At 63.5% G+C, this 14813-nt stretch carries 15 protein-coding genes; 11 read left to right on the forward strand and 4 right to left on the reverse strand.

The features are described from left to right. The first annotated feature begins 13 nt into the window (after window positions 1-13). The 3 genes from mgtA to ACIGJG_RS06260 all read left to right on the forward strand — a co-directional run bounded on the left by mgtA (window position 14) and on the right by ACIGJG_RS06260 (window position 4992). Window positions 14-2674, forward strand: coding sequence for a magnesium-translocating P-type ATPase (gene mgtA, locus ACIGJG_RS06250; RefSeq protein ID WP_483672903.1), 2661 nt, complete (start codon window positions 14-16; stop codon window positions 2672-2674). Between the two features lie 121 nt (window positions 2675-2795). Beyond that, window positions 2796-4343: a PAS domain-containing sensor histidine kinase gene (locus ACIGJG_RS06255; RefSeq protein WP_483673058.1), complete on the forward strand. Its 1548-nt coding sequence runs from the start codon at window positions 2796-2798 to the stop codon at window positions 4341-4343. Window position 4344: 1 nt separating this feature from the next. After that, window positions 4345-4992, forward strand: a complete 648-nt coding sequence (locus ACIGJG_RS06260; RefSeq protein WP_011297390.1) for a response regulator — start codon at window positions 4345-4347, stop codon at window positions 4990-4992. A 140-nt stretch (window positions 4993-5132) separates the two neighbouring features. On the opposite strand, the gene ACIGJG_RS06265 is transcribed toward ACIGJG_RS06260, so the two are convergent. Together ACIGJG_RS06265 and ACIGJG_RS06270 are read right to left on the reverse strand one after the other, a co-directional pair. Next, on the reverse strand, window positions 5133-5918 hold the full coding sequence (locus tag ACIGJG_RS06265) for a helix-turn-helix domain-containing protein (RefSeq protein ID WP_220631493.1): 786 nt from the start codon (window positions 5916-5918) through the stop codon (window positions 5133-5135). A 59-nt stretch (window positions 5919-5977) separates the two neighbouring features. Beyond that, a complete protein-coding gene (locus ACIGJG_RS06270) occupies window positions 5978-6382 on the reverse strand; it encodes a response regulator (protein WP_483672904.1) in 405 nt (134 codons plus the stop codon). A gap of 249 nt (window positions 6383-6631) precedes the next feature. Between ACIGJG_RS06270 and ACIGJG_RS06275 the strand changes: the two genes are divergently transcribed. The 8 genes from ACIGJG_RS06275 to ACIGJG_RS06310 all read left to right on the forward strand — a co-directional run bounded on the left by ACIGJG_RS06275 (window position 6632) and on the right by ACIGJG_RS06310 (window position 13439). Further along, window positions 6632-7054: an Hsp20/alpha crystallin family protein gene (locus ACIGJG_RS06275; protein ID WP_011297328.1), complete on the forward strand. Its 423-nt coding sequence runs from the start codon at window positions 6632-6634 to the stop codon at window positions 7052-7054. 102 nt (window positions 7055-7156) lie between these two features. Further along, window positions 7157-7801, forward strand: a complete 645-nt coding sequence (locus tag ACIGJG_RS06280) for a BON domain-containing protein (protein ID WP_483672906.1) — start codon at window positions 7157-7159, stop codon at window positions 7799-7801. Between the two features lie 56 nt (window positions 7802-7857). Continuing rightward, a complete protein-coding gene (locus ACIGJG_RS06285; protein ID WP_140951908.1) occupies window positions 7858-8070 on the forward strand; it encodes a DUF2188 domain-containing protein in 213 nt (70 codons plus the stop codon). Window positions 8071-8282: 212 nt separating this feature from the next. Next, entirely contained in the window at window positions 8283-9419 is a 1137-nt protein-coding gene (locus ACIGJG_RS06290) for an ABC transporter permease (protein ID WP_041679895.1), read from the forward strand. A 2-nt stretch (window positions 9420-9421) separates the two neighbouring features. Next, the gene (locus ACIGJG_RS06295) at window positions 9422-10120 is read left to right on the forward strand and encodes an ABC transporter ATP-binding protein (RefSeq protein ID WP_011297395.1); all 699 of its coding nucleotides are present in this window, start codon (window positions 9422-9424) and stop codon (window positions 10118-10120) included. Beyond that, complete coding sequence (locus tag ACIGJG_RS06300; protein WP_011297396.1) at window positions 10120-11208, forward strand: HlyD family secretion protein; 1089 nt, start codon at window positions 10120-10122, stop codon at window positions 11206-11208. Before ACIGJG_RS06295 ends, ACIGJG_RS06300 begins: the two co-directional genes overlap by 1 nt. A gap of 29 nt (window positions 11209-11237) precedes the next feature. Then, window positions 11238-12668 carry an efflux transporter outer membrane subunit gene (locus tag ACIGJG_RS06305; protein WP_041679549.1) on the forward strand — a complete coding sequence of 477 codons (1431 nt, stop codon included), beginning with the start codon at window positions 11238-11240 and terminating at the stop codon, window positions 12666-12668. Window positions 12669-12785: 117 nt separating this feature from the next. Further along, on the forward strand, window positions 12786-13439 hold the full coding sequence (locus tag ACIGJG_RS06310) for a BON domain-containing protein (RefSeq protein ID WP_220631495.1): 654 nt from the start codon (window positions 12786-12788) through the stop codon (window positions 13437-13439). 273 nt (window positions 13440-13712) lie between these two features. On the opposite strand, the gene ACIGJG_RS06315 is transcribed toward ACIGJG_RS06310, so the two are convergent. After that, window positions 13713-13955, reverse strand: a complete 243-nt coding sequence (locus ACIGJG_RS06315; RefSeq protein WP_041679550.1) for a hypothetical protein — start codon at window positions 13953-13955, stop codon at window positions 13713-13715. 41 nt (window positions 13956-13996) lie between these two features. Beyond that, window positions 13997-14665 (reverse strand): SagB/ThcOx family dehydrogenase, encoded by a 669-nt coding sequence (locus tag ACIGJG_RS06320; RefSeq protein ID WP_011297400.1) that lies wholly within the window; start codon window positions 14663-14665, stop codon window positions 13997-13999. Window positions 14666-14813 lie beyond the last annotated feature (148 nt).

The raw sequence follows: 14813 nt of genomic DNA on the forward strand, positions 1-14813 counted from the left end.
CTCTGGCGTAGCCTTGAGCGAATCGCCCGGCACGGCAACCGCTGCAGGCCGTCAGGCAATCCGCACGCGCGCCACTGATGTTCCGCCGTTGCTGGCTCAGGTCGCGGCAGGCAGTGGCGCACAGGCGCTCGCTGCGCTGTCCTCAGACGCGCAAGGGTTGATTGACGCGGAAGTGCCGCTGCGCAGGCGCGAGCATGGCGCCAACCAGATCGCCACGGAGCGACAGCATCGCTTCGTGCCCGACCTTCTCGGGCGGCTGCGCAATCCGTTGAACCTGATGCTGCTCAGCCTCGCTGCCTTGTCCGGTCTGATCCGCGACTGGCAGGCCGCATCGGTCATCACATGCATGGTGGCGTTGAGTGTAGGGCTGGCGACGTGGCAGGAGAGCCGCTCGGGCAAGGCGGCCGCCGCACTGCGGGCGATGGTGCATACCGTCATTGCCGTGCGGCGCCGGCCAGCGGCCGGGGCGCAAACACAAACCAGCGACATTCCTATCGCCGAACTGGTGCCCGGCGATGTCATCCACCTTGCTGCGGGAGACCTCGTCCCGGCCGATGTACGCCTGTTGGCCGCCAAGGATCTGTTTGTGAACCAGGCTGCGCTCACCGGTGAATCCATGCCGGTGGAGAAGTTTGCCGTCGATGGTGCTAGCGCCGAGACGGCCGGCGACATTGCCAACCTGGCACTGATGGGTACTGCGGTGGTGAGCGGGACGGCAACGGCACTGGTAGTGCTGACGGGCCGCCATGCCGTGTTCGGCCACATTGCCCGCTCGATCGCCGCGCGCGAGCCACCTACAGCGTTCGAGGAGGGCCTGGGGCAAATCAGCCGCCTGATGCTGGGCATCATCGTCGTGATGGCGCCGTTGGTATTCATCATCAACGGTCTGACAAAAGGGGACTGGTTCGAAGCGCTGCTCTTTGCCGTAGCCGTCGGCGTCGGACTGACGCCCGAGATGCTGCCCATGCTGGTCACTGTGAACCTGGCCAAGGGCGCACTGGTGATGTCTCGGCGCAAGGTCATCGTCAAGCGCCTTAACGCCATCCAGAATCTCGGCGCAATGGATGTGCTGTGCACCGACAAGACCGGAACGCTGACGCAGGACCGCGTCATCCTGAAGCATCATCTCGATTTGAGCGGAAGGGAAAGCGACCAGGTGCTGGAGTTTGCCTACCTCAACAGCTTCTTTCAGTCCGGCCTGCGTAATCTGCTCGATGTGGCGGTGCTCCAGCACGAGGATGTTGGCGAACGCATCGGCATCCATGAACAATGGCGCCTCGTTGACGAAATTCCGTTTGATTTCACCCGGCGGCGCATGTCGGTCGTGGTGGAGGGCAGCCAGCCTGGAGATGAAAGACGACTGCTGATCTGCAAGGGCGCAGTGGAGGAAGTGTTCGACGCCAGCGCCACGGCGCGGATCGGCGATACGGTGGTTGCGCTTGATGTCGCCCACCGGGCCGACCTGATGCGGCAGAGCGAGCTGCTGAACGAGGATGGTTACCGGGTCATAGCAATTGCCAGCAAACGCCTGCCGACGGCAGGTCCATCGCATGCCTACGGTGTTGCGGATGAAGCCGGCATGGAACTGGTCGGCTATATCGCATTCATCGATCCGCCCAAGGAGAGCGCTGCCGCTGCGTTGGCCTCCCTGCGCCAGTGCGGCATCGAGGTCAAGATACTGACCGGTGACAGCCCCACGATCACCAGCAAAGTCTGCCGCTTGGTCGGCCTGCCTGCCGGCCGGGTTGTCCTGGGTAGCGATCTGGACCGGCTCACGCCGGGGGAACTGGCCGAGGTGGCAAGGGACAATACCCTGTTCGCCAGGCTCAACCCCGCACACAAGGAGACACTGGTTCGGGCGCTGCGTGCACAGGGCAGGGTGGTGGGCGTGCTAGGAGACGGAATCAATGACGGCCCGGCTCTCAAGACAGCCGATGTTGGCATCTCGGTGGATAACGCGGTCGACATCGCCAAGGAATCGGCCGGAGTCATCCTGCTGGAAAAGAGCCTCACGGTGCTGTACGACGGTGTCGTGGAAGGTCGGCGCGTGTTTGCCAACCTGCTCAAGTACCTCCGCATGGGGGCCAGTTCCAATTTCGGGAACATCTTCAGCGTCCTGGGCGCGAGCGCATGGCTGCCTTTCCTGCCCATGGCCCCCATTCAACTGCTGACCAACAACCTGCTGTATGACATCTCGCAAACCGCCTTGCCCACCGATAACGTGGATGACGGCGCACTTGCCAGGCCATGCCGCTGGGAGGTCGCCAGGGTTCGGCGCTATATCCTGTGCCTAGGACCCATCAGTTCGGTTTTCGACTATCTGACCTTTGCTGGGCTGTACTGGTGGATCGGCGCCAACAATCCGGCCACTGCGCCGGTGTTTCAGACCGGCTGGTTCCTGGAGTCGCTGCTTTCCCAGACGCTGGTGGTCCACATCATCCGCACCAGCAGGATCCCGTTCATCGAGAGCCGCGCCAGCCCGGCGTTGCTGGCGGCCACAGGCGCCATATGCGTGCTGGGCGTTTGGCTGCCGTATTCGCCGGTCGCGGCTGTACTCCATTTGCATGAGCCGCCCTCAACCCTCTGGACGATGCTCGTCCCCATCCTGGCCCTGTATCTCCTGATAACCTTCGTAGTGCGAAGAGTGCTTTCCAGGTATCTCGAACTGGACTAGTGGTTGCGCCTCTGTCAAGCGCATACTGTCGGCGGGATTGTCCGACGGCGGTTGTACATGGCGTCAGCACTCCTATAGTGTGTTCAGGATTGTTCAGCAATCTGCGGCCAGGGCGCCCGGTATGTCCAAAGGGATAAGTACCTATTCAATCCGGATGCGCGGGGCCCGACGTCGCGCAGGCCGCGCATTGCGCAGGCCGCAGAACACCCAGGCGCAACTTGCCGGGATCATTCGCTCGTCCATGGAGGCTATCATTTCCGTTGACGCCGACCAGCGCGTGGTGTTGTTCAATCCCATGGCGGAAACCTTGTTCGGCTGGCCGGCCGACCAGGCGATTGGCGAGCCGCTGACGCGCTTCATCCCGGAGCGCTTCCGGGCGGCGCATGAGGCGCATGTACGGCGGTTCGGCATCACCGGCGTATCGGATCGCCAGATGGGGCGCCAGCGCGCACTTTATGCCCTGCGCCGCGACGGCACCGAGTTTCCGATCGAAGCATCGATTTCACAAACGACGCACCGCGGTTCGAAGTTGTTCACCGTCATGCTGCGCGACATCACGGAAAGAACGCGTGCCGAGAAAGCCATGCATGCCAGCCTCCAACGTGTCAGGGAAAGCGAAGCGCGGCTGGCCGGCATCATCCGCTCCTCGATGGAGGCTATCATTACGGTGGACAGCGCACAGCACGTCATCCTGTTCAACCCCATGGCGGAAACCTTGTTCGGCTGGCCCGCCGACCAGGCCATTGGCCGGCCGCTTGGCGATTTCATTCCCGAGCGCTTTCGCGCTGCGCACGATGCGCATGTGCGCCGGTTCGGCGTGACAGGGGTATCCGACCGGCAGATGGGGCGCCAGCGCGCACTCTATGCGCTGCGCCGCGATGGCAGCGAGTTTCCCATCGAGGCATCGATTTCACAGATTGCGGACGGCGGCGTCAGTCTCTATACGGTGATGCTGCGCGATATCACGGAACGCGTACGCGCCGAGCAGGCGCTGCGCCGATCGCGAGAGGAACTGCAGCAGCTTTCGGACAGCATCCTGGCCACCCGCGAAGAAGAGAAGCGCCGCATCGCGCGCGAACTCCATGATGATCTGGGCCAGCGGCTGAGCGCGCTGAAGATGGACATGACGATGCTTGCCGCCGATGTCAGCGAGAGCAGGGACATCCGCGGAATCCTCGCGGACATCACCGACATGAACGGCGTCATTGACGACACGGTGGCGTCGGTTCGCCGCATTGCCAGCGATCTGCGGCCAGCCCTGCTTGACGAGCTCGGCATGCTGACCGCCATCGAGTGGCTGGCGGCTGATTTTTCCAGCCGGTATGGCCTGCCGGTGAGTGTGGATGGCGTGGATGCGGACGTGCCCGAGCAGACCGCCATCGCCATGTTTCGCATTGTGCAGGAGGCGCTCAGCAATGTCGTCCGGCACGCTGACGCAACGGTCGTGGGCGTTTCACTTGCCCAGGCGGACGGGCAGATCGAGTTGCGGGTTCAGGACAATGGCGGCGGATGGGTCAAGAAGCCCGCCGGGACGGAGCCACGCAAATCGCTGGGGCTGCTGGGAATCCGGGAGCGGGCGCGCTTGCTTGGCGGTGCCGTCGAAGTCGACAGCGAACCTGGCAAGGGATTCCGGCTAACCGTAAAGATTCCTCTGGAAAAAGGGATATGAAATGACGCGCGTGCTCATTGCCGATGACCATGCCGTCGTGCGCGACGGTCTCAAGCATATCCTGGAGCGCGCCGGCAAATTCGATGTGGTAGGCGAAGCCGCCGACGGCAGCCAGGTCCTGAAGCTCGTGCGCGACTGCGCGCCGCAGGTGCTGCTGCTCGACTTGTCGATGCCGGGCCGCAGCGGCCTGGAACTGATCCGCCTGTTGCGGGACGAGCAACCGGCGCTGCGCATCCTGGTACTGACCATGCATGCGGAGCAGCAATACATCGTGCGCGCGTTCCAGGCCGGTGCGGCGGGCTATCTGACCAAGGAAAGCGCTGCGACCGAGCTGGTTTCTGCGATCACCCAGGTGGCAAGCGGGGGCACGTATGTCAGCCAGGCGATTGCCGGCAAGCTGGCGACCAGCCTGCAGGAACATCAGGACGAAGCACCGCACTTGCGCCTGTCCGACCGCGAACTGGAAGTCTATCGGCGGCTGGTGCTGGGCGAGCCACTCACCGCGATTGCGACAGCGCTGTGCGTGAGTGTCAAGACGGTCAGTACATACAAGATGCGGCTGATGGAAAAGATGCACGTGCCCAGCGAAGCGGCGCTGCTGCGCTATGCCATGCGCCATCATCTGTTCGACGAGGAAGAGGACATCTGAGGCAGGCACGTGCCCCACGCAAGCGGCCGAGCCGCTTGAAGGTCAGGGGTTCGGATCCCTGGCCTTCCCCCGTAGCAAACTTCAGCTCGTTGACCAGCATCGCGCTTTCGCCGCCGACCGGCATGAGCAACGTCATAGGTTTATCGCAGATCGAGTGCTTCAAGATCCAGCAGTTCGATCTGCTTGCCCTGTACCCGAATCAGTCCTTCCTGCTGGAAGCGCGACAGCGTGCGGCTCGCGGTCTCCAGGGTCATGCCCAGATAACTGCCGATGTCCTCGCGCGTCATGCGCAACGTAAAGCATGTCGGCGAATAGCCCCTGCGCTGGAGCCGTTGCGAAATATTGAGCAGGAAGGCCGCCACGCGCTGCTCCGCCGTGAGGTTGCCGAGCAGCATCATCTGGCCGGTCTCGCGCACGATTTCCGCGCTCATCATCTTGTGCACCTGTTGCTGCAGCGATTTGACTTCGCGGCAAAGGGCTTCCAGCAGGTGGAACGGGATCACGCAGACGGCGCTGTCTTCCAGGGCAATGGCGTCGCAGGTGTGGACCTCTGTCGAAATGCCGTCGAGGCCGAGCGTTTCGCCAGGAAGGAAAAAGCCGGACACGCATTCCCTGCCGCTAGGGTGAGAGAGCACGGTCTTGATCGAGCCAGAACGCAGCGCGTAGATACTCTGGAACGGATCTCCGGCGCGGTAGAGCGCTTGACCTTGCCTGACCATCTTCCAGTTCTTCACCACGCTGTTCAGGCGCACTATGTCCGTCTCGTCGAGGTTGGACGCCATGCAGATGTGCCGGAGCATGCAGGTGGAGCACTGGGCACCCGGCTTCGGTGCGTTTTCGGTGGACAGCCTTGCATGGCGGTCAAGGGGGGCGCTGATCGCGTGCTGCTCGAGGTCGGCCGACGGCGAATCACTGGTTCCGAACATCGTTGTCTCCAGATGGCGGTGCTATCAGGGGCGCGTCTGGCCCCGAGAGCCCGGTACTCCTATGGTTCGCTGCTTCTTGGTGCTGTGCCGGAGATCTCCAGCAGAGCGGTGCGCAGTTTGTCGACTTCCAGCGTCTTGTCGAAGCAATAGCTTCCGCCGGCCCGCAGGCAGGCCTTGCGCATCAGCGCAGACCCGCTGTTGGACAGCACGATCAAGGTGCTTTCCGGCAGCTTTACTGTGAGCAACCGGACGTGCCGCAGGCTTTGTCCGGTGCGCAGTCCGACCAGCACGATATCGGGGCGAAGCGCCTCGAGTGTCGGCAAGTCGGCTTCGGCATCCGTACCCGCGCCGACCACCTGCATGCCGGTGACAGCCTTGAGCAAACGCAGTTGCCGCGTCCTGATCGGACCCGCGTGCTCGAGGATGTAGACAGTCAGGTCGTGGAGTTGGGTGCGGTGGCTCATGTCCGCAGTATCGTCGCCGACCGCCCCTTTCGAAATCAGGCGGGGCTGAGACTGGTGTCAGGCTTGAAGCATGCGCTGTCAGGTTTACCTGACAGCGTCGCGGCGGATTCCGACTTCGGCAATGTCGCTCCAGCGCCGCATGGAAGTCGATGCAGCGGCCTTGATGCAGAACAAACGCCCGCGGCGCTCAACTGCCAATCTGGAAGCAGCCGGCCTTTCGGTTCTGTTCCAGTTTCCAAGGAGATCACCATGACCAACCTCAGGCACTTTGATCCGTTCTCTGTCGAACCCATCAGCGACATGCTGCAGGGCATGCTGCGCTCATTCCGCGGGACTGCAGATAACGGTCTGGCATTCAAGGTCGATGTGTCGGAATCGGAGAGCGCCTACACCCTGGCTGCGGAACTGCCTGGTGTGAAGAAGGAGGACATCGACGTATCCGTTGACCGCGGCACGGTGATGATCAGCGCAAAGGTGGAGAAGTCCTCCGAACAAAAAGAGGGCGAACGCGTGATCCGGCGCGAGCGCTACAGCGGCTCGATGCAGCGAGCCTTTACGCTGGACGCCAGCATAGACGAGGGCAAGGTCGAGGCCAGCTACGACAACGGCGTGCTTCGCGTGGTCCTGCCCAAGAAGGAGACATCGCCGCAACAGCGGATTACCGTGAAGTGATGCCGTGGCTGGCAAAGGAACGAACTTTCAGGAACGGTATGAGCGGTTGCCGCGCAGGCGCGTCGCATGCCGTTCTGCAACGCCATGTTGTGAGATGTCTCGATGAAAACTGATCTACAACTCAAGAAAGACGTCACGGACGAGCTGGACTGGGATCCCGCCATCGATGCGGCAGCCATTGGCGTGGAGGTACGCGAGGGCGTGGTAACGCTCAGCGGTCACCTGCCCAGCTATGCCGAGAAGCTTGCAGCCGAGCGTGCTGCGGAAAAGGTCTCTGGCGTGCGCGCGGTGGTAGTGAACCTCGATGTCCGGCCCACGGGGGAATTCAGCGATGAGGCGATTGCCACCGCCGCACGGGATGCTCTGCAATGGCATGTGCACGTGCCTGCCGATGCGATCAAGCTGCGTGTCGAGAAGGGCCGCGTCACGCTGACGGGCGAAGTGGAGTGGGGGTACCAGAGCAAGCTTGCCGAGCGTGCCGTGTCGCAGTTGCGCGGTGTGACCGGTGTGACGAACCATATCAAGATGCGGATGCGCCCCGCGCCCGACGATGTGGTCGAACGCATTGAAGCTGCGTTGCGCCGGCATGCCGAGCGTGAAGCGAAGCACATCAATGTCTCGATGAAAGAGGGCACGGTGACGCTGAGCGGCCGGGTAGATTCACGCGCGCAACGACTGGCCGCAGTTGGTGCGGCCTGGTCTGCGCCCGGAGTTGGCGCCGTGGTGGACGACCTGGAATTGTCCTGAGCGCACCGGGAAGGTGAGGCGCTGGCGCCCATCTTCCCGATCAGGTGAGTGGCGCGATGCCCCGGAATTCCGGTTACTTCCCGATCTCCATGAAGAACCTTCTACCGGAGGTCCGGGCGAAAGCGATCGAGATTGCCAATGCGCTGCTGGAACAGGGTTACGGTGAAGGCATGGCGATTCGCATTGCCATCGCGCAGGCGCATCGCTGGGCCGCGCGCCATGCCGTCGGAGACGCGCCAATGCATACGCCGGCGCAGCACCGGCCATGAAGCGGAAACAGCGCGAGCGCAGTGAGCACGGCGGACAGCGCCACGTGTTTCCGCACGATGCCAGGGCTAGCGATCGCCGCATAAGGAGAACAACATGCCATTCATCGAAAGAGGGCAGGTCACTGCCCATCTCACCGCGCTGAGACGGGAACATGCCGGCCGATGACGTCGATGGCTCTCGCCATTCCCCGGACCCGCCGCAACGCGCAGCGATTCCGGGCATCCTGCTGCTGGCTTACAAGCTGCTGGTCAACGATCGCGCCAAGTTCACCGGTCTGCTTGTTGGCATCACGTTCTCGGTGTTCCTGATGATCGAGATGACGTCGCTGTTTGCCGGGGTCCTGAACCGGTCATCATCGACCGTCTTCAACATCGGCGCCAGCATCTGGGTCATGGATCCGGCCGTCAACACCGTGGCGAACACCATCGGGATGCCGGACTATGTACTCGATGCCGTGCGCAGCATCGACGGCGTCCGCTTTGCGGTGCCGCTATATTCGGGCGGGGCGCTGGTCCGTCTTCAGAGCGGTGGCTATCAGCCCGTGACGGTGATCGGCATCGACGACACCAGCCTGTTCGGTCGTCCGCGCGTCGTGCGCGGCAGCATCGAAGACATCTTTGCCGAGAACGCCTTTCTTGTCGTGAAGGACGCCGAGTTTCGCAAGCTCGAAGATCCCGATGTCGGCACCACCTTCGAGATCAATGACCATCGCGGCGTGATTGTCGGACTGGCCGAGGTATCGACCAGCGGGCTGTTTGGCGTACCCACCCTCTACACCACGTACCGGCGCGCGATCCAGTACCTGCCAACGGCCCGCTACACCATCTCGTACATCCTGGTGGAGCCAAAGGCGCCGGAAGACACGTTGCGGATCCAGCAAGCCGTCAGCCGGCTGGGCTATATCGCGCTCACGAAGGCACAGTTCGTCGACCGCATCGCCGATTTCTACAAGTACCAGACCGGCCTGGGCACCAATATCCTGCTGATGACGGTCATCAGCTTTATCGTCGGGCTGTCGATTTCGGGACAGACCTTCTACACCTTCATCGTGGAGAACCTGGAGAAGTTCGGTGCCCTCAAGGCCATCGGTGCCAAGGGGCACGAACTGGTGGCGATGATCCTGTTCCAGGCGACCTTCGTGTCGCTGACGGGCTATGGACTGGGCATCGGCCTGTGTGCGGTCCTGATAGCCCTGGTGCGGTTGCGCATCCCCAACTACGCGGCGGTGATCACCTTCTACAACCTCGGGCTCGCACTGGCCATGGTGATCGTGATCGCCGGCATCTCGGGCTATATCGGCGTACGCAAGGTGCTGCACATCGAGCCGTTCGATATTTTCCGGGCGTGATCATGGCACACGTCGCCATCTCGGCCCAGCGCGTCGAAAAATGGTTCGGCGAGGGAGAGGCCCGTACCCATGCGTTGCGCGACGTAAGCTTCGACGCCTACTTCGGCGAGATGCTGTTCATTGTGGGCCCCTCCGGCAGCGGCAAGACGACCCTGCTCAGCGTCATCTCCGGCATCCTGCGGCCCGATGGTGGCCGCGTGCTGATGGACGGCGTCGATGTGTGGAATCTGGACGATGACGAACTGGCCGCCTTCCGCCTCGCCAAGGTCGGGTTCGTGTTCCAGGACTACCACCTGTTCCCGCGCCTGACCACGCTGGAGAACGTCGCCATTCCGCTGGTCTTGCGCCGGTACCGCTGGGATGAAGCCCTGTCAGAAGCGCGCAAGTATCTGCGGATTGTCGGCCTGGAGAACCGGGCACAGTTGCACCCCGTCAAGCTCAGCGGCGGGGAACAGCAACGTGTCGCGATCGCGCGCGCCATCGTCAGCCAGCCCGACATCCTCATTCTCGACGAACCCACCGCGTCGCTGGATGGCGAGACCGGCCGCACGATCATGAGTTTCATCCGCAAGGAAATCCTCAGCGAGCGTCGCTGCATTGTCATCGTGACGCACGATGCGCGCATTCTCGATATGGCCTCGCGCATCCTCGACATGGAGGATGGGCGGCTGAAGGCGATAGAAATAGGGGCCGCACAGTGATGAAGAACCGCTGGCTTTTTCTGATATCGGCGTTGGGCGCGCTGGTCGGCGTGGCCGCCGCGATCATTTTTGCCCAGCAGAAGCCGCCGCTTCCGCCGGTGTTCCAGCCGGCCGCCAATCCCTATCGCAGCGGCATTTATGCAAACGGTATCGTGGAAAGCGAGCAGGACAGCGGCGCCAACGTCAACGTCTACCCCGAGGTGGCTGGAACCGTACTGCGTATCGCCGTGCATGAAGGCCAGACCGTCAAACGCGGCGATGAATTGCTGGCCATTGACGACTCGGTACAGCGCGCGCTGGCAGCGCAACAGAGTGCGCAGGCAGACGCCGCAGAGGCACAGCTCGCGCAATTGCTCGCTCAGCCGCGAAAGGAGACGCTTGAGGTCGCCAAGGCGCAGGCTGACGCCGCAGCGGCAAGCCTCAAGACCGTGGAAGACCAGTATGACAAGCTGCGCAAGTCGCGGGAGTTCGACGCCAGGTCTGTCAGCCAGGATGCCATGGACAATGCCGCCAACGCCGTGCATGTCGCGCGCAGCGGCCTGGTGGTAGCCAGTCGGCAACTCGCGCTGACGCGCGCCGGTGCGTGGACGTTCGACATACGCAACCAGGAGAAGCAGCGCGATGCGCTGCGCAAGGCGGCCGACGCGGCGGACGCCTTGCTGCGCAAGTACGTCGTGCGCGCGCCGATGGACGGTGTGGTGCTTTCGGTCAATCCGGCGGTGGGTGCCTATGTATCGCCGCAAGGGACGTACAACACTTATACGCAGGGAAGCCAGCCGGTTGCCGTGCTGAGCAGCCAGCAGGACTGGCTCGGGGTCCGCGTCTATGTCGACGAGATTCTCGTTCACCGGCTGAAACCTGGCCGCGGCATGCAGGCCCGCATGTTCGTGCGCGGCACGGACACCAGCATCGTGCTGGAGTTCGTCCGGGTGCAGCCGTACCTGACGCCCAAGATCCAGCTCTCGGACCAGAGGGCGGAGCGGGTCGACGTACGCGTACTGCCGGTAATCTTCCGCTTCAGGCCGCCCGCCCAGCCACCGATCTACCCGGGGCAACTGGTCGATGTCTATCTGGGCGGGACACCGTGAGCTGGCATTGGCCCTTGCGGACGCTCCCGATGGCCGTATTTGCGGTGGTGGCGCTTTGCGGCTGCGCGGTGGGACCCGACTTTGTCCCGCCTGAGGAACCTGCCATTTCACAGTATGTTCGCGGCGGGGACGCCAGCAGCACGCCCGCCGGCGACGGACGGGCCCAGCACTTTGCTGCCGGCGCGATGGTGCCCGCCGACTGGTGGCGCATGTTTGGCAGTGCGGAACTGGACCAGGCCGTAGATGGAGCGTTGGCCGCGAATCCGAGTCTGCAGGTCGCTGAAGCGAACCTGCGGCAGGCTGATGCGGTAGCGCGTTCCGGCGCCGGCGTGTTCTATCCGCAGGTTGCGGCACAGGCGCAAGCGTCGCGACAGACGACGACGCCCGTCCGGTTGGGAAGCAGCGCCCCGCCCGGCATATTCAATGTCTTCACGCTGGGCGCCACGATCAGCTATGCGCTGGACCTGTTCGGCGGCAACCGCCGGGCGGTGGAAGCGCTGGCTGCGCAAGCAGAAGTGCAGCGCTACGCCGTTGGTGCGGCCTGGCTCACGCTGACCGGCACACTGGTCAATACCGCGATCGCGCGCGCCGGCTATGCCGCCCAGATCGCTGCCACGGATACGCTGGTGAAGATCGTGCGCGAGCAAGTCGACGTCACGCGCGCGCAGGTAAGCGCCGGCATGACGACCCACGCCAGCGAACTGAGCCTGCTGAGCCAGCTTGGGTCGCTGGAAGCGACACTTCCTCCGCTGGCGCAACGCATGGATCAGGCGGATCACCTTGGCGCGACGCTTGCCGGGCGCTTCCCTTCAGAGGCCGGGCCGCTGGTCCTTTCGCTCGATTCGCTGGTGTTGCCGTCCGACCTGCCGCGCATGCTGCCTTCCGAGCTGGTCCGGCACAGGCCAGACGTGCTGGCCGCGCAGGCAGAACTGCACGTGGCCGCGGCACAAGTCGGCGTGGCAACGGCTGCCATGCTCCCGAACATTGTGCTGAGTGCCAGCTATGGCCGCGAAGGCGTACAGCCTGGCAGCTTGCTGGGTGCGGGCGGAGGCGTCTGGGGCATCGCTGCGGCCGCCTTTGCGCCGGTGTTCCAGGGCGGCACGCTGTACTTCAGGCGCCGCGCGGCACAAGCGCAATTTGAAGCGGCACAGGCCAACTACCGGCAAGTCGTGCTGGCGGCCTTTGCCCAGGTGGCCGATGCACTGCGTGCGCTGGAACACGACGCACTCACGGTGGATGCGCAGGACCGCGCGCGGCAGGCCGCGGGGGAGCTGATGACCGAGGTGCAGGCCAACTACCGGGCCGGCGCGGCGGGATACCTGCAGCTTCTCGTCGCCAATGCGCAGTACCAGCAGGCGACGATCGGCTATATACAGGCTCACACCCAAAGGCTGCAGGACACCGCAGCATTGTTCCTTGCCTTGGGCGCCGGCTGGGAAGCCGCGTCGCCGGCTCGTTGACGCATATCAACGGATATCAGGCGCTACCGCATACGCTGAGTCAGGGGAAGGCCAAGGCGGGCAACGCTGGGTGAGATGCCGGGGCAGTCCGCTGATCATCGACGAGGCGAGGAACTCATGAAAGGCGATAACCAACTGAAGCAGGACGTGATCGAAGAGCTGAACTGGGACCCGGCGGTCAATGCAAGCGGGATCGGAGTAGAGGTGCAGGACAGCGTGGTGACGCTTACGGGCCATTTGCGCAGCTTCTCCGAAAAGTACGCTGCCGAAGCTGCAGTCAAGCGGATCCCGGGCGTCAAGGCGCTGGCCGTCGAACTGGACGTGCGCCTGCCCGACGAAGCCCTGCGCACCGACAGCGACATTGCACGCGCGGCCGCCAACGTCCTGGCCTGGCAAGCGATGGTGCCGAGTGACCGGATCCAGATCACGGTCGAACATGGCGTGATCACGCTGACCGGTGACGTCGACTGGAACTACCAGCGCGTCGTGGCCGAGCATGCCGTGGCAGGACTCTTCGGGGTGGCCGGGGTCAGTAACGCCATTGCGGTGCGGCCGTTGGTCAACCAGGCGGAACTGGGGCAGCGCATCAAGGATGCCATCCAGCGCCAGGCCGAACTCGACGCCAGCCACGTGACCGTGGCGGTTTCGCAAGGCGACGTCAAGCTGGGCGGAAGCCTGCGTACCTGGGCCGAGCGTGAAGCCGCGTACAACGCTGCGTGGTCCGCGCCTGGCGTCGTCTCCGTGGAGAACAATATCCAGGTCAACCTGTGAGGCGAGAACACCGGCACCGGGCTTGAAAAAGTAGCTGGAAGTGGTTCCCGGGGCGACGCACCTGTTCGAAGAGCCAGGTGTGCTCGAAACAAGGCAGGGTGGCTTGCGGGCGGATGGCTCGTTCGTGATTTCGCCGCAGCAGAAAGGCGAAGGGGTACGGAGCGCCCTCGCGGAAGGCGGCGGCGGAAGTCGCCACCACGACGGTGTCAAGATGGAACAAAGGGCGCGCACCTCTGTGCGCGCCCCTCCCACGGTTCGGGACGTAGAAGGCGTTCAGGGAAGATCGTACTCCCGCATCATTTCCGCGGTAATGGCCCTGACCGCAGCCTGACAGGCTGGCCTGACGCCGGAGAAATCTTCGATGCGCCAGTTGCACCCGCCGTTTGTGCCGGGGTCGACGCGTAGCGGCAGCGGAATCTCCGAATTGCGGCAAGCGTCGCCAAGGTCGGCATTTTCCTGCAGTCGGCGCAGGACTTCATTGCGGATCTGCTCCGCGCTTCCCGTGTTCTTGATCATTTCAGTGTCTCCTGAAAACAGTCGTTGGCTATCCCGGGCCCTCATGCCTGGGTGGTGGTGACATGCGAGGCAGCCCGCCCGATGGTCTGCGACAGAATCGGCTCCTCGTCCTCGTTCAGCGACATATGCTCGGCGAGTTGCCGCCGGTTCAGCCAGCCACGTACGACAGCGCCAAGCCCTGCCGATGCGCAATACAAGTAGGCGTTCTCGGCCATGGCCCCCGCCGCCGCTGCGGAGAAGGTCTCGCGCAGTTTTGGCGGCATCTCCTGCATGCGGCCATGGTTGGCCACAAAGACCAGGTCAAGCGGCGCCATGCCGACAAAGTCCTGGTACCCCGTCATGCTGCGCAAGTCGGCAGCGCGCTTCAGTTCCAGGCAATGGTGCACCGGATCATAGCGATAGAGGCCTGCCGGCAATGCGACGTAGACATCGATCACGGTCTCGCCATATGGCGATGGCGCGGTACGGCCTCCACCGAGCGAGCGGTTGACGCCCGCGGCAGCCCACAGCAGTTCGCTGAGTTGCTTCAGCGGCAGAGGTTGCTGGTCGAATTCACGCGTGCTTTTGCGCAGCCAGAGGGTTCCCATCAAAGGCATGCCCGATGTCCGGTCGGGCTCGGGCAGCGTGATGACGCGCTCGCTGGTGCCCACGGCCGGACGTGGCAACAAGCCTTTGACGGGCTCGTACGGAAGTCGCTTCAGGTCGTTCATGGAAGACTCGCATTGGTGAGTGTGGAACGCGCCGTACGGATCCGGACGGCGCTGCCTGCCTCAAAATCTAGACTGCACGGGAGTCCGAGGCTTGCGCTCCGTCAAGACCGGGGCGAATGAGGCAGGGGTCGTGCTTGCGGGCACTTTG

This window comes from Cupriavidus sp. C1SS-2L, assembly GCF_057073735.1.